Consider the following 22,856-nt stretch of genomic DNA (forward strand, 5'->3'; position numbering starts at 1 on the left):
TGGCCGGTCGGTGCCGTGTTGAAATCGTGCGAGCAGCGCAGCGTAAGCCGGCCGGTTGAGCCTATAAAGCACCGGCGGGCTTACGCCGCGCCGTTCGCCAATGCCCTGTAGATGGAGGGAGCAAGATTGTGGCTCACCCGCGCGGGGCGAAAAGCCCGCTGATGAGCAGCCCGACGGACAGCGCGCCGAGCGCACCGAGCAACCCGGAAACGGCGACCGGCTTCGGTTGCAGTTTCACGACTGGGCGCCGCGGCGCGGCTTCGATCTGGGCTTGGCACGCCTTGCAGACCGGGATCGGGCGCCCCTTCACGGACGGAAGGGCGCGAATGTGCGACAGGTACGCGGGGTTATCGAGGTTATCGGTCTCGACGAGGAATCGGAGCTGTTGAGCGGGTTCGAGCTGACCCTTGCAGGACCAACAGCGGCACAGTTCGGTCACGGCAATCCTCACCGCGTGCGGATACGGAGGCGGGAGCCTCGGCGGGCAAAAGTAAGTGGACGGAGAGGTTACGAGTGAGAGTAAACTACGTCACCCGCGCCTGGAGTCAAAGTTTCGGGCCGGCAATTTATCAGTTTTCCCCAACTTGTCGAGATCGAAATCAGGTGCGGGGACATTTCTCAAACTCCCGACGTTTTCGATTCGTCTGAATTGCAGGGGCGCTCTGCCTTTCCAACGAGTAGCGAAATCTGCACTATGCTGTTAGCCGAGTCGCCGGGGTTCGTCACATAAAACCCTGACGGCGGCTCCGACACCGCCCCGTTCTAACCTTTTTCGAGGCTCAATCATGCGGACGCGGATCGCTGCCGGCGTCGCCGTACTTTCGGCGGTGATGGTTGTTCTGGCGGGTGGCTCGTTGAGCCCCGTCAGCGCCCAGGACAAAGCCAAGATCGTACCGCCGGTCCACCTGTACGGGCACGATTTGCGGGTGCGAACGGGCGGTGACCCGAACTTCGGGCCGAACACGCCGCGCATCGGCGTCGAGTTCTTCCGCGACGAGGCGACGCGGGCCATCATCGCCATCAGCGACTCCGGCTCGCTCGCCGTCACGAAGGCCCCGATTGGCGCGCTGGGGATGGACAAGACGTGCAAGTGGTTGACCGCCCACGACCTCTCGTGCCGCAAGGCCGGTGAAGCGGAATTCACGCAGAAGACCAAAAAGTTTGGTGTCGAACTGTTCCAGGACCGGGCGTCGAACAGTCTGCTCTACGTGAGCGAAACGGGCAGCGTCGCGCTGGCCCCGGTCCCCGGCGGCCTGGTCACCGATAAGGGACCGAAGTGGCACCACGCACTGGAACCCAAGGTTCGCACTCCAGAGCAAGAAAAATTCGACACAGCCAAGAAGTTCGGCCTGGAAGTGTTCAAGGATGAAAATACGGGCGGGCTGATTTACGTTACCGAAATCGGTGCCATTACCCCGGCCGCGGCGCCCGGTGCCGCCCCGGACCCGAAGAAAATCCAGCCGCCCAAGGCGGCGCACGGACTCGTGCTCCGCGTGCGCGGGGCGAACGAGCCGGAATTCACGTCCAAGACTAAGCAGTTGGGCGTGGAAGTGTTTGAAGACCCGAACGCGAACGTGTTGCTCTACATCACCGAAGCCGGGTTCGTTGCAACCGCCCCGAACGCCGCAAAGGTGCCGGACGCGAAGGGTGTGACGTGGAAGAGCGCGATGGCCCTCGGCGCCCGTAAAGCCGGGGAGAGCGGCTTCGACAAGGCCCGGCGGTTCGGGATCGAAGTGTTCGAGGACAACCGCACCGGGAACCTGATCTTCGTCAGCGAAACCGGTTCGATCGCGGTTCTGCCAAAATAGTTAAGTAAGGTGTCGCAGGTCAGAAGGTCGGGAAATCACAAGTCAGAAGAGCAAAGACCTCAATCATTTGGGTCTTTGCTCTTCTGACTTGTGATTTCCCGACCTTCACAGCGCGTGTACCCATCCCGTTGGCGCGAGCGGCTTCCGCGTTCCGTTCTCTTCGATCCATAAACCCGCTTCGACGCACTCACCGATCTTGGTTAGCCCCGGTACCGGTGGCTGACTCAGTAACTTCGCGCCGTCTGTCGGCGACACTGCGAACACCAACTCGAAGTCTTCGCCGTCGCCCAGTGCGTGCTGAAGCGGCGTCTTACCCGACGTGTGGCTCAGTTCCCGCGCGGCGCCAGAAATGGGGATGGCTTCCGCCACTAAAACCGCGCCGCAGTTGCTCTCTTCACAGATGTGGTTCAGGTCCGCGGCGAGGCCGTCGCTGATGTCAAGCATCGCCCGTAGTTCGACCGCTTCGTGCAGAAGGAGTGCCTCGCGCACGCGCGGGGTGAAATCCAAGTGATGGCCCAAAATGCTACCTCCGAGCGGACCGGTCACAAACAGCCAGTCGCCCGGCTTCGCGCCGCTGCGCCGCACTGGGCCGCGTGCGGTGGTTTCACCGAGCGCCGTGACCGAGATCACGAGCTTATTGGCCCAAGTGTTGGTATCGCCGCCCACGATCGGGACACCGAAGGCATCGGCTACATCGCGCAGACCGAGGTAGAGCTGTTCCGGGAAGCGGTTGGCAAAACCTACCCCCCCGTCCCCCCTCCCTGAAGGGAAGGGGGAGCTGACACGCGATACCTCTGTGCTGGAGGCTGCGTCCGCATCTGCAGGTTCTTTCTCCCCCTTCCCTTCAGGGCGGGGGGCGGGGGGGGTAGGTCGAGGGAGCGCCACGCTCACGACTGCCGCGAAGGGTACGCCGGCCATCGCCGCGATGTCACTCAGGTTCACTGCCATTGCCTTGCGCCCGACCCGGCGCGGATCGACTTCTGAGAGAATGAAGTCCGTGCCGTCCATCAGCATGTCGGTCGTGACGAGCAGTTCTCGCGCGGGCGGCGCGAGTGCGGCACAGTCGTCACCGGGGCCGATCCTCACGCGCGCATCGGTCGGTGTTTGTGCCCGCAACCACGCAATATACTCGAATTCGTTTGGCATGAGTTCGTGCTTCAACAACGGCCCACTTCGCTGATTCTCATGTGCGGAAGTGGTGCGAGGGCAGTTAGTCCCGGTGTATAGTACGGCAGTAGTGACACCTTCCTTATTCCATTTTGGCGCAGCCATGCGTCTGGGCATTTTGTCCGATACACACGACGAACGGGAACGCACGCAGATCGCCGTTGGGCTGTTGCGCGAAGCGGGCGCCGAGGCGCTGATTCATTGTGGCGATTTGGCGTCGCCGGCGATCGTGGCCGCTATGCGTGTACTCCCGAGCTGGTTCGTGTTCGGCAATCACGATTCGGACATGGTCCCGCACCTCGAACGAGCCGCTACCGAGTTCGGTGTTGATTGCTTGGGTTGGGGCGGCGTGGTCGAGGTAGTCGACGTGCACATTGGTGTAGCTCACGGCCACATGCGCGGGGACGTCCGCCGGGTACTGGCCACGCAACCCGATTACTTCCTGTCCGGTCACTCGCACATCGCGTCCGATGTCGTGGACGGTGGGGTGCGTCGAATTAACCCCGGCGCCCTTCACCGCGCGGATGCGTTCACTGTCGCGCTGTTGGACACGGGGAACGGGGAGTTACAGTTCCTGCGTGTGCCGAAGTAGTGGTGCCGCGTGCGGGTTAGTGTCTGGTACAATCAGTTCCGAAGGCAAACGCACCGCGGAGAACACACGATGAAAGCCGAACGCTGGGCGCTCGCGGCCGGGTTTCTCGCACTGGGACTGGCCGGCGGGTCGTTCGTCACCCAGCAGATTTCGAGTCAACCCGCGGTGCCACAGCAGAACCAACCGCTCCCGGGGCGCGAGTGGCAATCGCTCGCGCCCGTAGCGAAGCGCGTCCTCCCCGGCGTGGTGTGCATCGAGGGGAAGGGGCGGGCCAAGCGCCCCGCGGGCGAAGACACCGACCCCGGTTTCGGTTCGGGGGTGCTTACCGATCCGACCGGCGTCATCCTTACAAGCAACCACGTCGTGACCGATCTCGATTCGGTCGAAATCACACTCAACGACGGCCGCAAGTTCGTCACCACGGATATCCGACGCGATCCGCGGTCCGACATCGCCCTCGTGAAGATCGAATCGAAGGAGCCGCTCCCGTTCCTCGAATTCGGCGACAGCGACGCGATGGAGATCGGGGACCGCGTGCTCGCGGTCGGGGCGCCGTTCGGTCTGACGGGTTCGGTCACGAGCGGCATCGTGAGCGCGAAGGGGCGCAACAATCTGAAGTTGAACCAGTTCGAGGACTTCATTCAGACCGACGCCGCAATGAACCCGGGGAACAGCGGCGGGGCGCTCGTGAACCTGGACGGCAAGGTGATCGGCCTCACGGCCGCGATCAAAACTCGCAGTGGGGGCTTTCAGGGCGTCGGTTTGGCCGTCTCCAGTAACCTCGCGAAGAAGATGGGCGACGAGTTGCTCAAGAACGGTCCTGTGCGCCGGCCGACGGCACCGATGTTCGGGATCGCTGTTCGCGACCTGGACGAAGAGAGCGCGAAGCGGGCCGGGGCGCGAAGTACGAACGGCGCCGTGGTGACGAAGGTCGTCGATGATTCGCCCGCGGCCAAGGCCGGCATTACGAACGGAGACGTGATTACCAAGATCAACGGCGAAGTGGTTAAAGGTTCGCGCGACGTGCAGAAGATCACCGCGGCGCTGCCCGCCAACCAGGTCGTCGACGTCCTGCTCTGGCGCGACGGCAAGTTCTACGTCGGGAAGGTGAAGGTGGAGAGCGAGCACCAGGGGCTTAAACCCGATGCAGCGCCCGGCGGCGTTACCGCGGACAACGTGGGCCTCGCGCTGACCGATCTCACGGCCGAGTACGTAAAGAAGAACAGCTTACCTCAAGATCTCAAGGGCGCTGTGATTGCCACAGTCGCGCGGAACAGTCTCGCGGAGAAGGCCGGACTGACGCGCGGACTGATCGTGCTGAAGGTGGACAAAACCGCCGTCACCTCGGCCGCGTCCTTTGACGACGCACTGCAACAGGCGAACGTCGAAAAGGGCGCCCTGTTGCACGTTCTGCGCGCGAACGGCGACGTGGACTTCGTGGTGTTGCGGTTGAAGTAGCACACGAGCAATGAGTCGTCGTTTTTTTCGCTCGGTGCTGCAAAGATGCTTCTTTCTGGGGCGAAGAATAGGGGCCACCTTGTCTTCGCACCGGAAGGTCGTCATTGAGTGCGTGGGCAGAAGCCCTGTGACTCTTTGTGTCCCCTTGTGGTCGGTCTCCCGTCGCGTAAGATGTCGCTGGCCTATCCTTTGTATCCTCTCCTAGCCCCATCGAGGCGTTCATATGAAACGCTCGTTCCGACTCATTTTGCTCGCGGCGGGGATACTTGCCCCTGCCAGCGCGAGCGCCCAGCCCGATCCGAACGATACGCGGTTACTCACGATGCCGGCGGTGAGCGCGAAGAACATCGCGTTCGTTTACGCCGAAGATCTGTGGGTCGCCGATATTGACGGTAAAAACCCGCGCCGGCTCACCACCGACCTCGGGCTGGAAGCCTACCCGGTGTTCAGCCCCGACGGGCAGACCATCGCGTTCAGTGCCCAGTTCGATGGCAACACCGACGTTTACACGATTCCCCTCGGCGGCGGCGCCCCCACGCGGCTCACCGCGCACCCCACGCCCGACGTCGTCCGCGGGTTCACCCCGGACGGCAAGAGCGTGCTGTTCTCGTCGCCGCGGAACGTTTACAGCAACCGCTACCAGCAGTTGTTTACGGTGCCCCTCACGGGGGGGATGCCGACGCAGCTCCCGATCCCGTGGGGCTTCGAGGCCGCGTACTCGCCGGACGGTGAGTACATCGCGTACACCCCGGTGCGCGACGCGACGGCGCAGTGGAAGCACTACCGCGGCGGCACGCACTCGCGCGTCTGGATCTACAACGTCAAAACGCACGACGTGACCGAGATCCCGCAGCCCAAGGACCGGTGCAACGACCTCGACCCGAACTGGGTGGGCCACACGCTGTACTTCCGCTCGGACCGGGCGGGCGAGTACAACGTGTTCGCCTACGACACCGACAACAAGGACGTCAAGCAATTCACCAAGTTCACCGACTTCCCGGTGCTCGACATCAACACCGACGGCAAGAAGCTCATTTTCGAGCAAGCCGGGTACCTGCACCTGGTGACGCTGCCCGAGTCCGTTTCGACGCGGCTGAAGGTCGGGATCACGATCGACAACAACGAGGCCCGTCCGCGGTTCGCGAAGGGCTCCAAGTACGTGCGCGACGTGAGCGTCTCGCCGAGCGGCTCCCGCGTCGCGGTGGAGTTCCGCGGTGAGATCGTGACGGTGCCCGCCGAAAAGGGCGACGCCCGCATCCTGACGAACACGCCCGATATTCACGAGCGCAACCCGTCGTGGTCGCCGGACGGGAAGACGATCGCGTACTTCTCGGACGCCGGCGGCGAGTACCAACTCGTCCTCGCGCCCCAAAGCGGGAAGGGCGAGGCCAAGAAGGTCAAGCTCACCGGGAGCGGCTTCTACTTCAACCCGATCTGGTCCCGGGACTCGAAGAAGATCCTCTTCACCGACAACGCGCAAACTGTGTTCGTGCTCGAAGTCGAGTCGGGCAAGATCACGAAGGTCGTGGAGCCGAAGCACGGTCTCGGGCGCGGCCTGACGGCGTCGAGCTGGTCGCCGGACTCGAAGTGGGTGACCTACGCGCTCAACACGCCCGCGCAGATCTCCCGCGTGTACGCTTACTCGCTCGAACAGAACAAATCGACCCCGATCACCGATGGCTTGACCGAGGCGACCGAGCCGGCCTTCGACGCGGGCGGGAAGTACCTGTACTTCCTCGGTTCCAACGACACCGGTATGAGCAAGCACGGGTTCAGCCAGTCGGCCGCGGACAGCCGCCAGCCGCGGTGGTCGATCAACCTCGTGGTGCTGAACAAGGATCTGCCGAGCCCGTTCCTGCGCGAGAGCGACGAGGAGAAGGGGGAGGGCGAAAAGCCCGCCCCGAAGACGGACAAGAAGGACAAGGACGCGGCGTTCGCGATCGATTTCACCAACATCGATCAGCGCATTCTGGCCTTCCCGCTCCCGACCGGTAACTACGCCGGGCTGCAAACCGGTAGCGCGGGCCAAATCTACTACCTCACGCGCTCCGAGGGCGGCGGGGGCGGTGGACCGGGCGGCGGTGGAGGTGCGACGCTCAGCCGTTACGACCTCGAGCGCCGGCGCGCGTCCGTTGTGCAAGCCGGGGTGCAGGGGTACGAACTCACGCCGGACGGCCGGAAAATGCTCTACTCCACCGGCAATGGCAACTGGTTCATCACGTCGTCGGCGGGCGGCGGTGCGGCTCCGGCCGGCCCGACCAGCGGCGCCGCGCGCCCGGGTGGTCGGCCGACCGCCCCGGCCCCGAGTGCGGCGGGTGGCGATAGCGGCGACGGCAAGGTGAACTTCGAGGGCATCGAGGTCCGCGTCGATCCGCGTGCCGAGTGGAAGCAGATCCTCGAAGAGGCGTGGCGCATCAACCGCGACTTCTTCTACGACCCCAACATGCACGGTGCCGACTGGCCCGCGGTGAAGAAGAAGTACGAAGTGTTCCTCCCGCACCTGACGAGCAGCGCGGACCTGTACCGCGTGGTCCGGTGGATGCTGTCGGAACTCGCGGTCGGGCACAGCTACATCACGAGCTTCGGCGAGCGCACCTTCGAGCGTAAGACCGTTCCGGGCGGGTTGCTCGGCGCGGACTACGAGATCGCGAACGACCGGTACAAGTTCAAGAAGATCTACGGCGGGCTGAACTGGAGCGCGACCATGCGCTCGCCGCTCACCGCGCCGGGCGTGAACGTGAAGGAGGGCGAGTTCCTGCTCGCCGTGAACGGCAAGGAGCTGAAGGCCCCGACGGAGGTCTTCGCGCTATTCGAGAACACTTCGGGCAAGTTGACGGAACTCACGGTCGGACCGAACGCGGACGGTACGGGCTCGCGCACCGTGACCGTCGAGCCGATCGCGAGCGAGTACAACCTCCGCAACATGGACTGGGTGGAGGGGAACCTGAAGAAGGTCGAGAAGGCGACCGGCGGGAAGGTCGGGTACGTTCACGTGCGCGACACCGCGGCCGGCGGCATGGCCGACTTCAAGCGGTACTTCTTCCCGCAAGTCGATAAGGACGCACTCATTATCGACGAGCGCTTCAACAGCGGCGGGCAGATCGCCGACTACTACATCGACATCCTGCGCCGGCCGTTCGCGAGCTACTGGGCGCCGCGCCACGGGGCCGACAACCGCTCACCGAGCGCGGCCGTGTTCGGGCCGAAGGTCATGATTATCGACGAAGGCGCGGGGTCCGGTGGCGACATGCTGCCGTACATGTTCCGCAAGTTCGGCGTCGGCCCGCTGGTCGGCAAGCGCACGTGGGGCGGGCTGGTCGGGATCTCGGGCTACCCGGTGCTGATGGACGGCGGAACGGTGACCTCACCCAGCTTCGCGATCTGGTCGCCGGACGGCGGGTTCATCGTAGAGAACGAGGGCGTGGCGCCCGACTTCGACGTGACCATGTGGCCGAAGGATCTGATCGCCGGCAAAGACCCGCAGTTGGAAAAGGCGATCGAACTGGCGCTGGAGGCGCTGAAGAAGAACCCGCCGAAGAAGGACGCGCGGCCCGAGTACCCGAAGCGGGCACTGCCGCAACCGTAAGGAAAATGAAAGAGAAGAACCGCAGATAACGCGGATCACGCAGATTAAGACAAAAACGAATTGCAATTAAATTCGTCTTTTTGTCTTAATCTGCGTGATCCGCGTTATCTGCGGTTCTTCTCTTGGATCTGATCTATTCTCTCCTACTGCCGTGCCACCCCCTTCACCTTCATCGGGATCGAATAGAACCCCGTGCCCGCAGTGATAAACAGCGTCTTCATGTCCTTGCCGCCGAAGCACACGTTCGTGGTGCCCTCCGGGACGTCGATTGCGGTCACCTTCTTCCCGCTCTTGTCGTAGATCGTCACGGCCTTGCCCAGCGTGAAGTACACGTTCCCCGCGTCGTCGATGGTCATCCCGTCGGAGCCTTGTGAGCAGAACAGTTTGCGGTTCTTGAGCGCCCCGTCTTTATCGACGTCGTACTGGTACGTCTTGCCCGCGCCGATGTCGGCGACGTAGAGCGTTTTGCCGTCAGGCGTGCCGATGATGCCGTTCGGCTGCTTGATGTCGCCGGCGTCCGCGCGGCTCAGCTTGCCATCAACCGAGACGAAGTACACAGCCTGCTTGTCCTGCTCGATCGGCCCGCGCTTCCAGTAGGGGCGCTTGTAGAACGGGTCGGAGAAGAACGCGCTGCCGTCGTCGCGCACCCAGATGTCGTTCGGGCCGTTGAGCAGTTTGCCGTTGTAGTCCTTCACGACGACGGTCTTCTCCTTCGTCTTCACGTCGATCTTCCACAACTCGTTCTTCTCGTCGGCGCACGCCCACAGGGTGCCGTTCTTGTCGAAGGACAGCCCGTTGGAGCGCCCGCACGGTTCCATGAACGTGGTGAGTTTGCCGTCCGTGCTCCACTTCAGGATCTTGTCGTTCGGCTGGTCGGTGAAGTACACGTTGCCGTCCGCGTCGGGCGCTGGGCCTTCGGTGAACTTGAACCCGCTCGCGAGCTTCTCGACCTTCGCGCCCGGGGCCACGGGCGATTCGCTCTCCGCGCGGACCGTGTTGGGAACAGGTAGTGGGTCGGCCGAATGAGCGACGAGTGGGAGCGCTGGCAGCGCGAGCGCGATCAGGAAACGTGTGCGGAACATGAGACGTCCTGCGTGGGAAAGGAAACCGCCGGACATTGTTCCCGCAACGCGAACGCGGGTCAAACGTTAACCTCGCCCGCGATAGGGCGAGACCGGTTCTTCCGGAGTGAAATGCACCGACTCCAAAACGAATCGGCCCCTCCGGGGTGAAGACGAGGAATCCTCGATTCTTCGTCTTCACCCCGGAGGGGCCGACTTCCGTAGCACAGGGCGGGATCCCTGTGCTACTGCGTTTACTTTGCCGAGAACGTGCGATCGATGTGCGTGACGTTCCCCTGTTTGTCCTTCACGCTCACGATGAGTTTCTCGTTGACGCCGGTGAGCGGTGTGGTGAGTTTCAGTTCGTACACACCGCCGCCGAGCGGGGTGAATTTCCCCGCGAGGTTCGTTCCCGCCGCGGTGCCGTTCGCGGCGAAGGTCGCGGTTACGGTGAAGCTCGTCGCGTCGAGACCGGTACCGTAGTCGTGCATCCCGACCAGAATACGATCGAGCGGCGGGTTCGTGCCGGCCTTCGGCGAAGTGAGAGCGAGCGTGGGGCGCTGGTCGTCGAGTGCCCAGCCGAAGCCGGTCTTTTGTGGCGCGGCCGGGTCGTAATCGAGGTCGATGGGACAGCCCAGGTCGATCCAGCGCACCAGCGTCAGCTTGTCCTCGTCCGTCAGCGGTGCCACTTTACTGGCCTTCACCGCTTCGGGGGGCGGCATCACGCTACCGGTGAAATCGAGGTCCGCGCGGTTCCGGTTCGCGAGTGTGTTCGTAACCGGTTCGCCCTTCAGTTTCAGCGTTCGCGCGTCGCCGGGCGTGGTTTCCGTGGGGAAGTCGTCGTTGCTCCAGCCGTCAAGCCGGGCACCGTAGACCTTCCAGACGAGCAGACTGCGGCGCGACTGGAACATGCGCACGTAACGGGAAGCGTTCGCCCCGCGCCAGCCCGTGATGAGTGGCTTGTGCCCGAACCGACCGGCCCCGTCCATCGCGAGCCGGTAGTACGTGCCGGGCACGTCGTCGCAGTCGGCCACGTTTACCGTCTTGTGGTCGTCGAGCACCAGTTTCGCGGGCGCGTCACCCTTCAGCGTGTGGCACGCCGCGCAACTGCGATCGAGGATCGGTTTCACGTCGCGGAAGTATTCGACGTTCTTTACGCCGTCGGCGAACTTCACGCCAGTTTCCCCGCGCGCGTCCCACTGCTTCTTCGATTCGTCTTGCGCCTTCGTAGTCAGCAGCGGCGTCTTCTGCGTGAGGTCGAAGACCTCGTAGTCGGCTTTCGCCGCGGCGGTCAGCTTGAACTCGGTCGGCTTCTGGCTGTGGGCGTGGCACCCGCCGCAATCGTTGCGGATTTCACCCGGGCGCACCTGGTGCCACGTCTGGGCCATGTTCAGTACCATGCCATTCTTGTCGAGCGTCTGGAACGTGAACCCCGTGTCCGCGGGGATTTTCGCGAGGAAACTCGTGTCCGGGTTCCCATCGGGATCGGTTGGTTGCTTGCCGTTCGCGAACTTGCGCAGCGGGATCTCGCCGAGAATCCGCAGGCGCTCGGTCGCGTGACTGCGGAACGTGCGTCCGGAGTGCGGCCCCCTATTGCGGTCCGTGGCGGGTTCCATCGCGAGGATGCGCACCGCGTGGATGTCGTCGTTCGTGTACCGGCCCGCGTCCGCGCCCTGGTTGAACCAGTTCAGCGAGGTGGCGTCGACCGTGGTGTTGAACGGGTCGAGGTCTTGCGTGCCGGTCGCATCCGGTCCGCCCGCGAACGCCGCAGTGACCGTGCCTGGCTTCACGACGCCGTTGGGGTAGCTCTCGCGCTTGTAGAAGCTCGACGTCCCCACGAGGCCGAACGGCGTACCCGCCGGGAGATGTTTCGAGAGTGTGCCGTCATTCGCAAGTGAGGCGAGCTTTTTCGGCTCATCGACACCATGAATGCGCTTGTAAGGCACTAATGCGCGGGGCCATTGCTCGTTGTACTTCGGGTCGTTTTTGATGAGCAGCATCTCGCCTGGTTCGTTGACGGCTTTGCCCTCTTTGATGAGGTACAGCCCGCCGTCGACCGCGGGGACGTGGACCGTGTACCCGCCGTTGACGGGACCGTTTGACCAGACCGTCAGGAGGTGGTTGTCTGGCGCGGCCGACGGGTGCGTGACTTTGCCGACTCGTGTTCCAACGCGCTGGCCGCGGACGGCGAAATCGGCCGGCCCCTCGTCGGCCCGCGCGAACTGCGTGATCGACTCGACCCCATACGGGCTAAAGGGCAGCCTGCGGGTGCGCGCAGCGCCCGAATCGAGGCGCCCGTGTCGCAGGACGGGGTTCCGCGGATCGAGGGTGTACCCGGGACCGAACGCGGCTTCTCCGCTGGGGGGCGTGACGGGGAACTTCACCAGGCTTCCAAACCCGCTCGACGTCTGGTTGTAGTATTCTTCCGCGACGATCGATCCGTCGCTCATCTGTGTCTGGAAGTGCCACGCGCTCGGGCTGGCGCCGGGCATGAACGCGCTGGCCACCGGTCCCCAGCCGGTACCGTCCGGGTTGATGTTCCACAGCCCCCAGAGCGTGGAGGCTCGCAACCCCTGCGATTCGAGCGAGCTGAACATGATGCGCCCGTCGCGCATCACGGTCGGGTGCAGTGCCATGCCGAGGTTCAGGTGCCCGATGCACTCGACGTTGCTCCCGTCCTCGTCCATCACGAACAGTTGCATGACGTGCGGCACGCGCTTGGGCGGTTTGAACCCGTTGCGGTTGCTTGTGAACGCGATCTTCCCGCCTGGGAGGGGGCACGGCCCCGTGTTGAAGACACCATACTCGAAGTAGTTCTTGCCCGCTTCGGGCGTGCGGTAGTCCTTGCTCCAATTCGCGGCGCCGATGTTGGGGGTGAACCCCTGGCGCGTGAGCTGCACGACCTTCTTTGATTTCACATGGATCTTGTAGATGTCCGCACCACCGGACGGCCCCTGCGAAATGCTTGCGCCCTTCATGTCGTGGAAGTGCGAGTAGAAGACCCACTCACCATCGAACGACACGACGGGATCGGTGACGGACCCCGTGCCACCTTTCACCAAAACTTCTTCGGTCCCGTCCGGGCGGAGCAGCATGAGGTCCGCGCCGGGGTCCATGAACACCGGGTTGGAGATCTCGGGCCAGTTGGTGCCCACCTTGTCGCCGTTCCGCCGCGCGCGAACGTAGACGATGTCGTAATCGAGCTTCACCGTCTTGTCGGACGCGACCGGTTTGGGTTCGACGTTGATCGGCCCACTCACGTCCGTCGGTTGCGGTTGCGCCCCGGCGAGTGACACGACGACCAACGATAACGCGACTAGAAAGGGAACACGAAACGACATGAGGGGAACCTGTGCGAAGGGGCTCGTGTGCGGTCCGAACATGGTACCGCGCCGCACGCGAGTGGTCGAGAGCGGGTCGTTTAACGGTGCCAACGCCACTAAAGTGCTCGGATAACGGCACCAGGGGTTGAAACCCCTGGCTATTACCGGTGACCCCTTCGGGGTCCAGAAGGCAGACACACCGATGTGTGTTTGCGGCCCCAACGGGGCTACCGGTAATAGCCAGGGGTTTCAACCCCTGGCTTCTTCATGGCGGATGAAATGCTTACTTCACGGCTTCGGTCGCGGCGGCGGCGATTTCCTTGGCCTTTTCTGCGGCTTCCTTCGTCGTCTTGAACGCGAAGTTCTTGGTGACTTCGCCACCCTGCTTGTAGACGAGCACGGTCACGGCGGCGGCCTTGTTCAGCTCGTACTTGGCCGGGCCGTCCTTGTCTTCGGCGATGGTCAGCGGCGTGGTCAGCTTGTGGGTGGTTTGGATCTTCTCGAAGTCGGCGGCTTCGACGCCGCTGACGCCCACGACCACGGTGCCGAGCTTTTCGTTGGCCTTTTGGACCTCGTCGACCGCCTTGACGACCGTGACGAGGTTGTCGTCGGCCTTCTGGGTGAAGATCATCACCACGGCCGGGCGCTTTTGGGCGCTGTACTGGCAGTAGTAGCACAGGGATTTGCCGGCCTTTTCGCCGGTGATCGCCTTCACGTCGAACGGACCGCCGACTTTCTTGGTCGAGCCCGACTTCACGTCTTCGCCGACGGCGACGGAGACGCCGAACCCGAGGACCAGAACGAGCGCCAGGCCGAGGAAACGGATCGCGCGCATGATGCACTCCTACTGTTAAGCCGTGCCCGGAACCGTACCGGGTTCGGCGGAAAGGCCGAAGAGATCGTAATCGCGTCCCGCGAGAAGACAAGGCCCTATTTCAGATTCCGTTGGGGCGAGTTCGACGGGCCGAATCACGGGACCGAACGTGGAGACGCTCCCGGGTTGGCGATTATTCGATGCCTCCAAAAAATGTTGCCCCTGCGCCTTTTTTGGCCACATCTCGGCACCAATTGATCGCTCACTTGCCTTATTCCCAACACTTTGCTGTTTAGTTTTTCGGGGTACCAACATTCTGTTGTCGGCCGGCGCGTGTAAGGTGCATTCGTGGTCGTTTGTGGGCGACCTGCTTCTCTCCTTGAGTGGGGATTGCTATGCGAACTCTCCTTGTTGCGGCGGTCGCGTGTGGTGCGGTCGCGGCCGGGTACCTTGCGGTTCCCGATACTGCTGCCAGCCCGGTCGAGCCGCGTGCCGGCGCGCCGGTTCCGCCACCCGTTCCACCGGCGCGACTCGTGGCGCACGAGTGGGGCACGTTCACCAGCTTCTCCGGGTCGGATGGCGAGCCGATGGGCTTCCGGCCGAACAACACCGACCTCCCGCACTTCGTCTACTACCAGGGGGACGAAAACTCGAAGGCCGGGCGCCTGTTTCGCAACGGCCTCGTGAGCATGGAGACGCCGGTCGTCTACTTCTACACGGACAAGGAAACGCGGGTGTCTGTGAAAGTGGACTTCCCGAAGGGGTGGATCACCGAGTGGTACCCGTTCGCGAGCGGCACGCCGGTCTGCACTGCACAGAACGATAAGAGCGGGGGCCAGAGCATCCGGTGGGACGTGAAGCTGCTGCCGAACGAAGCGGTCACGCTCCCGCGCGATCACCCGAGCCGCGCCACGGACGGGAACCACTATTTCCACGCGCGGGCGACCGATGCCGTGCCGCTCCAAGCGGCCGTTGCGAAGCGCGGGACGCGCGAGGACGAACAAGACGACTACCGGTTGCGTGGCGGCACCGTCATGCAGCACGAGAAGTTCCTGTTCTACCGCGGGGTGGGCACGTTCCCGCCGCCGGTTACCGTTCGAGCGCTCGGTGGGGACAAAGTTCGTGTAAGGAACCACTCCGGCGGGCGCGCGGATGGGCTGGTGCTGGTCACTGTTCGCGGGGGCAAGCTCGGGTTCCGCCCGGTGGGGGCGCTCGATTCCGGCGCGGAAACCGTTGCGAACCTGCCCGAAGTGAACTCCGATCGCGACGGCCTTGCGGAGCTCCTCGTTAAAGAGCTGACCGGGACGGGGCTGTACGAGAAGGAAGCGAAGGCGATGGTGAAGACGTGGGACAGCGCGTGGTTCGGCGAAGAGGGCTCGCGGTTGCTGTACCTCGTTCCCCGTGCGAAGACGGACGAATTGCTCCCGCTCACGATGGACCCGAAGCCGACGGAACTGGTCCGCGTGCTCGTCGGTCGGCACGACTTCCTCACTCCGGAGCAGGAAGCGACCGCGGAGCAACAAGTAAAACGCGCCCGGGCAGCCGAAGCCGAATTGAACGCGGCCCAGCGCGAACTGTCCAAACTCGGGCGGTTCCGAATCGAAGCCGAACAAAGCGCCGCGAAGCGCATCGACGCAAAATCGACTGCGGTTCAAAAGTAACGGGTGATGAAACGCATCGACGCGGGCCGGGAGCGATTCCCGGCTCGTTTCGTTTTTTGTTTTTCTGCGCACCTGAACGCGATGCGTTGGCCCACTCATACGAAAGGGGTATGCTTGACCTCGCCGTGGGAACCGCTGAGAGGAGCCGCCAATGCGACCCGGTGATGTGATTCAAACGAAGCGCGACGGTGGGGCACTGTCACCGGAGCAGATCGACGCATTTGTCGGGGCGGCCGCGCGTCTTGACGGGAGCGGGTGGGAGAAGTACCACCTCACCGCGCTCCTGATGGCGATTTACCTGAACGGCATGGCACCCGACGAAGCGGCCCACCTCACGCGCGCGATGGCCGATTCGGGTACGCGGCTCGACCTGTCCGATATTGAAGGGCCGAAGGTCGATAAGCACAGTACGGGCGGAGTCGGGGACAAAACGTCTCTGATCCTCGGCCCGCTCGCGGCGGCGTGCGGGGTGGTCGTGCCGATGATGTCCGGGCGCGGGTTGGGGCACTCCGGCGGCACGCTCGACAAACTCGAAGCGATCCCCGGGTTCAACGTTCACCTGAGTGAAACCGAGTTCCGCGCCGCTCTCAGGAACGTGGGGCTGGGCATGATCGGACAGACCGCGGACATCGCCCCGGCCGACAAAACGCTGTACGCGCTGCGCGACGTGACCGCGACCGTCGAGAGCATTCCGCTCATCACCGCGTCCATTTTGAGTAAGAAGCTGTCTGAGGGAATTTCGGGCCTGGTGATGGATGTGAAAAGTGGTCGCGGGGCGTTTATGAAGACGCGCGACCGCTCACGGGCGCTGGCGCAATCGATCGTGAAGGTCGGCACCGCGAACGGACTGAACGTGAGCGCCTTCATCACAGCAATGGACGCTCCGTTGGGCCGGTTCGTGGGCAACGCACTCGAAGTGGTCGAATCCATCGAAACGCTGAAGGGCAACGGCCCGAAAGACGTGACTGAACTCTCGGTGAAACTCGCCGCGCGCATGGTGCGCATCGCGTTCGGCGCGCCCGACGATACGAAGCCCGAAGCCCTGGTGCGCGAAGCACTCGCGAATGGCGCGGGACTTGAAGTGTTCCGCAAGTGCATCGAGCAGCAGGGCGGTGATCCGCGGGTAGTCGATGATTATTCGCGACTTCCGACCACTCCCACAACTACGCGCGTGAACGCGGACCGGACCGGTTTTGTTGCGACCATCGATGCAGAGAAGGTCGGAATCGCAGCCCGCATACTCGGCGGCGGACGCAGTCGTGCCGAGGATGCCATCGACCCGGCCGTTGGGATCATTGTGCGGGCGAAGCCGGGCGAGCATGTCGTCCCCGGAGATGCCGTGTTCGAGGTGCATTACCGCGACGACGCGAAACTCACTTCCGCACTGCCGATTCTGGCCGGAGCGTTCCAAGTGACCGAGGCGCCACCGGCAGAAGCCCCCCTCATCCTGGAGGAACTCGCGTGACAGATCCGCTGATCGCGGCCGCGACTTCGGCACGAGAGCGGGCGTTCGCGCCGTTCTCGAAGTTCCGGGTGGGGGCTGCACTCGAAACACCCGACGGCGCGATCGTTCCCGGGTGTAATGTCGAGAGCGCGAGCTACGGTCTCACGATGTGCGCGGAGCGCGTCGCGATCTTCCGCGGGGTGGCTGACGGCTTTCAGCGCTTCACTCGCGTGGCCGTCGTCACCGATACCGCGACACCGACGCCCCCGTGCGGGGCGTGCCGCCAACTGCTCTGGGAGTTCGCGCCCGAGGCCGAGGTGTTGCTCGCTAATCTCAAGGGCGATGTGTTGAAATGGACCGTGCGCGACCTGATCCCCGGCGCGTTTGATGCGAACCAACTCGGCGAACCCGGAGCTTGAGGCGATCTGATGCCCGCACCCGTTACTGTTTCGACGCACCCGTTGGTTCAGCACAAACTCGCGCGCCTGCGGGCCACGGAGACGCGCCCGCCGGAGTTCCGCGAACTGGTCGCGGGGATCTCTCGCGCTCTGTTCTTTGAGGCGGCCCGGGAGTTGCGCCTCGAACCGGTTCGCGTACAAACGCCACTCACAGAAACGACGTGCCACCGGATCGCGGACCGCGTGGGCCTCGTGCCGGTGCTTCGCGCCGGTCTGGGAATGGCGGACGCGCTGCTCGACGCGCTCCCGGAAGCGGCCGTGTGGCACCTCGGATTGTACCGCGATCACGCGACTCTCAAGCCGGTGACGTACTACAACAAGCTGCCGCCGAAGCCGGACATGGACGTGGGGATCGTTCTCGATCCGATGCTCGCGACCGGCGGGAGCGCGATCGCGGCCCTCGACATTCTGAAGAAGACCGGCACCCCGTGCCTGATGTTCGTGGGGCTGATTGCCGCGCCTGAGGGCGTGGCGGCGCTACAGACCGCACACCCCGAAGTGCCTATTTTCCTCGCCACGCTCGACGCCAAACTGAATGACGTGGGCTACATTGTGCCCGGCCTCGGTGACGCGGGCGATCGACAGTTCGGGACGTCTTGAACTGTCGTCACTTGATATCCATTTCGCGCGGTCGGGCCGCGAGCACGACCGCGGCCTCGCCCGGAACCCACCAGTTGTCGTCGGTGTCGAGCGGAGCCGTGCCGTGGCCGCCGTACTTTGGGTCTTCGCTCGACCAGATCGGGTACCAGTGCGAGTGCGCTTCCGGCGGCGCAAGTAGCGGTTCCGGGGCCGGGTCCAAGTGCAAATCGCGCCCGAGGTTCACGACCAAGAGCCGGTCCTGGTCGCCCGGTACGAAGAACCGCAGCACGAACGCTTCCGGGCCGAGAATCGCACCGTCCATGACCTTCGAGCGGAACGCGGGATCGATCTTGCGCAACGCGAGCAGGTCGTGGTGAAGCGCGAGCCATTCCGGGCGCGAATCGCGCTCCGCGCGGTCCAGTTTCGAGCGCTCGAACGTTTTCATGTCGGCCGGGTCCGGGACCAAACTCATGCCCTCCACACCGGACTGGCTCCGGAACCGGCGCATGCTGTCGCGGCGCCCGTTGAAGACGGCGGCGGCGAGTTCCGGATGATGGTCAGCAAAGAACAGGAACGGTTTGGTGCTCGCGTACTCCTGCCCCTGGAACAACAGTGGTGTGGCCGGGATGAGTAGCAGGTACGCGGTCATCGCGCGGAACCGGGCCGGGCTGGTCATCTGGTTCACGCGGAAGCCGCGGCCGGAATTCGCCACCTGATCGTGGTTCTCCAGGAACGCGACGAACCGGTGGCGCGGGATGTCGAACGCCGGGCGCCCGCGGCGCCGGTTGTGCCACCGGTACTGTTGCCCCTGGTACAAGAACCCCCACTTCGCCGCGCTCACGAACTCCTGCGGCGTACCGCGGTAGTCCATGAAGTACCCCTCGTTCTTGCCGCTGAGCGCCACGCGCGCGGAGTGGTGCAGGTCGTCGTTCCAGATCGCGTCCAATCCGCACCCGCCGTTCTCGCACCCGCGGACGAGGTTCGCGTCTTGCGGTTCGTTCTCGCCCATCAGGAACGTCGCTCGCCCGCGTGCCGCTTCCCGCACCCGGCGCGCGATCTCGGTGAGGATGTGCGTCGGCGAGTCGTCGAAGATCGCTTGTGTCGCGTCCAGGCGCAGCCCGTCGATGTGAAACTCTTCGATCCAGTACGCGGCGTTCGCGATGAAGAACTCGCGCACGGGGCCGGAATCCGGGCCGTCGAAGTTGAACGGCTCTCCCCACTCCGTTTTGTGGACCGTACTGAGGAACGACGGGGCGAACTCACGGATGTAGTTCCCGTCCGGGCCGAAGTGGTTGTAGACAACATCGAGAATGACCCCGATGCCGTTCGCGTGCGCCGCGTTCACGAACCGGCGGAAGTCGTCTGGGGTTCCGTAGAGTCGCGTGGGGGAGAAAAGGCACGTACCATCGTACCCCCAGCCGAACCGACCGGGGAAGTCGGCGACCGGCATTACTTCGATGGCCGTGATGCCGAGTTGTGCGAGTTCGGGCAAGTGCGCTGCGGCCGCCGCGAATGTACCTTCGGGCGTGTACGTGCCGATGTGCATCTCGTAGAGTACTTGGCCCTCGGCTTTAAGGCCGGACCAGTGAACGTCGTCCCATCCGAACCGCGCCGGATCGACCACCTGTGACGGCCCGTGAGGGCCGTGCGGCTGGAAGCGTGAGGCCGGGTCCGGGTAGAGCGACTGTCCGCCGTCGAGCCGGAACCGGTACCGTGCGCCGTCACCCATCCCGGACGCGAACCCGGAGAAGTACCCGCCGCCCTCGGCCACGAGTTCCAGGTTCGGCCCGCCTTCGAGAACCACTTCTACGCGCGAGCGGATCGGCGCCCAGACGCGAAAATGCGTCCCCCCGCGCGTAACTTCTGCACCAATCGGGTACCGCCGAGCGTAGTCGGATGACGACATTATTTCCCTCACTCACACAGTTCGGAGCAGTGCTACCGGGAACGCTCCCAGAACCGCGCCCACCGGTAGGGAACCGCCGCTCGGTTCCACCACTGCTCCCGTAAACACGTTCTCCCAACGCGCACCCGCGAACTCTTCGGGGAGTGGTAACGCGGTGTCGCCCCACGCGCTGTGACGAGCAGGCAGGCGCGGAACGATGACCGCGGCGGCCCGTGACTCGTCCGTGCGGAGGAACGCGAACACGCGGTCCGTCTGGTCACCGGTTGCCGCGAGCGGCACGTATTTGCCGCGGGCGAACACATCCGGCCACTCGCGCCGGGCACGTAGTGCGAGGGCGGTCACGTACAGCTTCGTCCGCGGGTCGGTGAGGTTCGCGGCGAGTTCGCGTGCGAGGTGATTCCGGCCGTCTCTCGTGGCACTTCGGGCATCAATATCGCGCAACCACTCCGCACGCGAATCGTAATCGACCGGCCGGCGGTTGTCCGGGTCCACGAGCGAGAAATCCCACGATTCTGTGCCCTGGTACGTATCCGGAACTCCGGGGGCCGCACAGCGGAGCAGCGTTTGTGACAGCGAGTTGATGCGCCCGAACCCTGCGACGCGCTCGGCGAACGCCCCCAGATCGCTGAGGAACGCACCGGAGACGTTTGTGTCCAGCACGCGATCGATGAACGTCGCGATTGCGGCTTCGTACTCCGGGTTCGGATTGATCCAACTCGTGTGAACTTTCGCTTCAGCCAGTGCCTTTCGCATGTACTCGCGGATGCGCGGGGCGAAATCTGAGGGGGTGAAGGGGGGAGCGGGTGAAGGGGAGATAAAACCCTCCGCGCTCTCTATCTTTTTCACCCCTTCACCCGCTCCCCCCTTCACCCCCTCACCAAGGAAGGGCCATGCGCCGACGAGCGTTTGGTACAGAAGGTACTCTTCGTTCGCGCCCGGAGCGAGCGTACCGTCGACCTCGGTCCTGTGCGCGTGGTTCAGCTCGGACCAGTGCGTGACGCGCTCGGCCCACTCTTCGGGGATCTCCGACAGCACGCTGATTCGCGCCCGCACATCTTCACCGCGCTTGGTGTCGTGTGTCGAGAGCGGCGATAACCCGCCGGGCATTGTGGTACGGGCGGCGAGGAAGGCGTGGACTGCGTCCGGCTTCCACCCGAATTTCCCCGGTTCCCCGCCCACTTCGTTGAGCGAGGTGAGCCGGTTGTACACGTAGAACGCAGTGTCTTCCACGCCCTTGGCCGCCACCGGCGACGTGACCTGCTGGAACTTACCAGCGAACGCCCTCTGGAGGGCGCGGTACTCGGACGAAGCCGGGCCACTCGGCGAATCTTTCAGGAGCACAGTATCGCGGATGAAATCGAACACCGCTTTTCCCAGAAGCGGGTTCCGCCGGTACGCCCAGCGCGTCGCCTTCCCAACAACGGCCTTATCGGTGTCGGTTACGGTGTCGGTGACGTAAGACCGGTACACCGGGAAGCACGCGACGACCTCGCGCAGCGCCTTCCGGATGCCGTTGAGCGTGAAGTCGCGGCTGCGCCGATCGAGGCGCGCGATGCGGTCGAGTTGGTGCGCGAGCGCGTTCAGTTCGCTCGCGAGCGACGACTGCGACACCTGGCGCTTCCCGCGGTACACCACTTCGGGCCACGTATCGTCCAATCCGGTGAATTGCTGGTAGAACGCGGTGAGCGGACCTTCGCCCGAGCGGTCGACGAACAGACCGTTGACCGCGTGAATGAACTCGTAACCCGTTGTCCCGGCACACGCCCAATCGGGGGGCAGTGTTTCGCCGTCGCCGAGGATCTTCTCCACCACGACGTAGAGCGGTTTCTCGCCTCCGCACGCGGACTGGAGCCGGTCGAGGTACTCTTTGGGATCGAATAGGCCGTCCGGGTGGTCGATGCGCAGCCCGTCGGCGATCCCCGCGCGCACCCAGCGGAACCAAGTGGCGTGGACCGCGTCGAACACCTCGCCGCGCTCGGTGCTGAGCGCAGCGAGGTCGTTCACGTCGAAGAACCGGCGGTAGTTGATCTCGTCCGATGCGACACGCCAGAAACACGGGCGGTACGCTTGCGCTTCGAGGAGTTCGTCGAGCCCGGTGAAGCTCGCCGGATCGCCCGCTTTCCCCGCGAGCGTGACTAGGGCTGCGCTTATCGCGTCGGCCGCTTCGGAGAACCGCTCGGCGAGTTCCGAGAGCCGACGACGAACTGCTATTACTTCCACGCGCATTTCCGCAACGCGCGCTGCGTCTGTCTCTGTTCGCGGCGGAAGATTTTTGACCGCGTGGAGAACGCTCGCCAACTCGATTGCTGACGGGTGCTCGGAACCGAGCTTCTCGCGCGCGAGGGCTGCAGCCGGCGCGAGTATGCGGTCGTAGGTCCGCGGGTCGAGTGGTAGTTGGTTGTCGTGGACACGGACGCCGAACCCACCGTTCTCGAACGCGGGCACGAACTGTCCCGATTCGAGGATGACGCCGTACTGGTCGCCCAGCACCGGGAGTAGTAACCGACCGTGCATCTGCGGGCGCGGTGAATCGTTCCATGCGATATCGAAGTGCCCAGCGAACCGCGACCCCTGACCGTGTTCAAGCAGGTCCGCCCACCACGAGTTCCCGGTTCCCACACACATGTGGTTCGGTACCGCGTCCAGAAGTAACCCCATGCCGCGCTCGCGCAGGTCCGCGCCAAGCGCGGCGAGATCGTCTTCCGTTCCCACCTCGGGGTTCAGTGCGGAATGGTCGATTACGTCGTAACCGTGCGTGCTCCCCGGACGCGCTTTTAGGATGGGTGAGGCATAGAGGTGCGTAACACCGAGCGCGTGCAAATAGGGCACGATCGCGCGGGCATCGCGAAGTGTGAAACCGGCGTGAAACTGGAGCCGGTACGTCGCCCCGGGAACGTGAGTCGCACTCGGCGGGGTGTAAGAGGAACTCATTGAGCCGTTTCGTTTTAAATCAGCGGTCGCGGTTCCGGACCCGACCTCGCCGGCACACGTCTGCATTC

15 protein-coding genes are annotated in these 22,856 nt (G+C 64.0%); 8 read left to right on the plus strand and 7 right to left on the minus strand.

The window, feature by feature from the left end; translation table 11 throughout:
* Positions 1-133: 133 nt before the first annotated feature.
* Positions 134-439 (minus strand): hypothetical protein, encoded by a 306-nt coding sequence (locus tag VT84_RS15550; protein WP_052557507.1) that lies wholly within the window; start codon positions 437-439, stop codon positions 134-136.
* A 346-nt stretch (positions 440-785) separates the two neighbouring features.
* Here VT84_RS15550 and VT84_RS15555 point away from each other — a divergent pair, with 346 nt between their 5' ends.
* Complete coding sequence (locus VT84_RS15555) at positions 786-1,808, plus strand: hypothetical protein (protein ID WP_052557508.1); 1,023 nt, start codon at positions 786-788, stop codon at positions 1,806-1,808.
* 105 nt (positions 1,809-1,913) lie between these two features.
* On the opposite strand, the gene VT84_RS15560 is transcribed toward VT84_RS15555, so the two are convergent.
* Complete coding sequence (locus VT84_RS15560) at positions 1,914-2,954, minus strand: thiamine-phosphate kinase (protein ID WP_082843308.1); 1,041 nt, start codon at positions 2,952-2,954, stop codon at positions 1,914-1,916.
* A 124-nt stretch (positions 2,955-3,078) separates the two neighbouring features.
* Between VT84_RS15560 and VT84_RS15565 the strand changes: the two genes are divergently transcribed.
* The 3 genes from VT84_RS15565 (at position 3,079) to VT84_RS15575 (ending at position 8,611) form a co-directional block, all read left to right on the plus strand.
* Positions 3,079-3,567, plus strand: a complete 489-nt coding sequence (locus VT84_RS15565) for a metallophosphoesterase family protein (protein ID WP_052557510.1) — start codon at positions 3,079-3,081, stop codon at positions 3,565-3,567.
* 69 nt (positions 3,568-3,636) lie between these two features.
* Complete coding sequence (locus VT84_RS15570) at positions 3,637-5,025, plus strand: trypsin-like peptidase domain-containing protein (protein WP_052557513.1); 1,389 nt, start codon at positions 3,637-3,639, stop codon at positions 5,023-5,025.
* A 223-nt stretch (positions 5,026-5,248) separates the two neighbouring features.
* The gene (locus tag VT84_RS15575; protein WP_082840188.1) at positions 5,249-8,611 is read left to right on the plus strand and encodes a S41 family peptidase; all 3,363 of its coding nucleotides are present in this window, start codon (positions 5,249-5,251) and stop codon (positions 8,609-8,611) included.
* A gap of 143 nt (positions 8,612-8,754) precedes the next feature.
* On the opposite strand, the gene VT84_RS15580 is transcribed toward VT84_RS15575, so the two are convergent.
* The 3 genes from VT84_RS15580 to VT84_RS15590 all read right to left on the minus strand — a co-directional run bounded on the left by VT84_RS15580 (position 8,755) and on the right by VT84_RS15590 (position 13,830).
* Positions 8,755-9,693, minus strand: a complete 939-nt coding sequence (locus VT84_RS15580) for an SMP-30/gluconolactonase/LRE family protein (RefSeq protein ID WP_052557517.1) — start codon at positions 9,691-9,693, stop codon at positions 8,755-8,757.
* A gap of 233 nt (positions 9,694-9,926) precedes the next feature.
* Complete coding sequence (locus tag VT84_RS15585; RefSeq protein ID WP_082840189.1) at positions 9,927-13,112, minus strand: hypothetical protein; 3,186 nt, start codon at positions 13,110-13,112, stop codon at positions 9,927-9,929.
* Between the two features lie 166 nt (positions 13,113-13,278).
* Positions 13,279-13,830: a hypothetical protein gene (locus VT84_RS15590; protein ID WP_052557520.1), complete on the minus strand. Its 552-nt coding sequence runs from the start codon at positions 13,828-13,830 to the stop codon at positions 13,279-13,281.
* Positions 13,831-14,204: 374 nt separating this feature from the next.
* Here VT84_RS15590 and VT84_RS15595 point away from each other — a divergent pair, with 374 nt between their 5' ends.
* The 4 genes from VT84_RS15595 (at position 14,205) to upp (ending at position 17,972) form a co-directional block, all read left to right on the plus strand.
* Positions 14,205-15,470 (plus strand): hypothetical protein, encoded by a 1,266-nt coding sequence (locus VT84_RS15595; RefSeq protein WP_082840190.1) that lies wholly within the window; start codon positions 14,205-14,207, stop codon positions 15,468-15,470.
* Between the two features lie 151 nt (positions 15,471-15,621).
* On the plus strand, positions 15,622-16,935 hold the full coding sequence (locus VT84_RS15600; RefSeq protein ID WP_052557523.1) for a thymidine phosphorylase: 1,314 nt from the start codon (positions 15,622-15,624) through the stop codon (positions 16,933-16,935).
* The gene (locus VT84_RS15605) at positions 16,932-17,333 is read left to right on the plus strand and encodes a cytidine deaminase (RefSeq protein WP_052557525.1); all 402 of its coding nucleotides are present in this window, start codon (positions 16,932-16,934) and stop codon (positions 17,331-17,333) included. The genes VT84_RS15600 and VT84_RS15605 overlap by 4 nt, the downstream gene beginning before the upstream one ends.
* 9 nt (positions 17,334-17,342) lie before the next feature.
* Positions 17,343-17,972, plus strand: coding sequence for a uracil phosphoribosyltransferase (gene upp, locus VT84_RS15610; protein WP_082840191.1), 630 nt, complete (start codon positions 17,343-17,345; stop codon positions 17,970-17,972).
* Positions 17,973-17,979: 7 nt separating this feature from the next.
* Here upp and treZ read toward each other — a convergent pair whose 3' ends face one another.
* Both treZ and treY read right to left on the minus strand, forming a co-directional pair.
* Complete coding sequence (treZ, locus tag VT84_RS15615; RefSeq protein ID WP_082840192.1) at positions 17,980-19,857, minus strand: malto-oligosyltrehalose trehalohydrolase; 1,878 nt, start codon at positions 19,855-19,857, stop codon at positions 17,980-17,982.
* 12 nt (positions 19,858-19,869) lie between these two features.
* Positions 19,870-22,788 (minus strand): malto-oligosyltrehalose synthase, encoded by a 2,919-nt coding sequence (treY, locus tag VT84_RS15620; protein ID WP_082840193.1) that lies wholly within the window; start codon positions 22,786-22,788, stop codon positions 19,870-19,872.
* Positions 22,789-22,856: the final 68 nt, after the last annotated feature.

The organism is Gemmata sp. SH-PL17 (assembly GCF_001610855.1).
Lineage (GTDB): Bacteria > Planctomycetota > Planctomycetia > Gemmatales > Gemmataceae > Gemmata > Gemmata massiliana.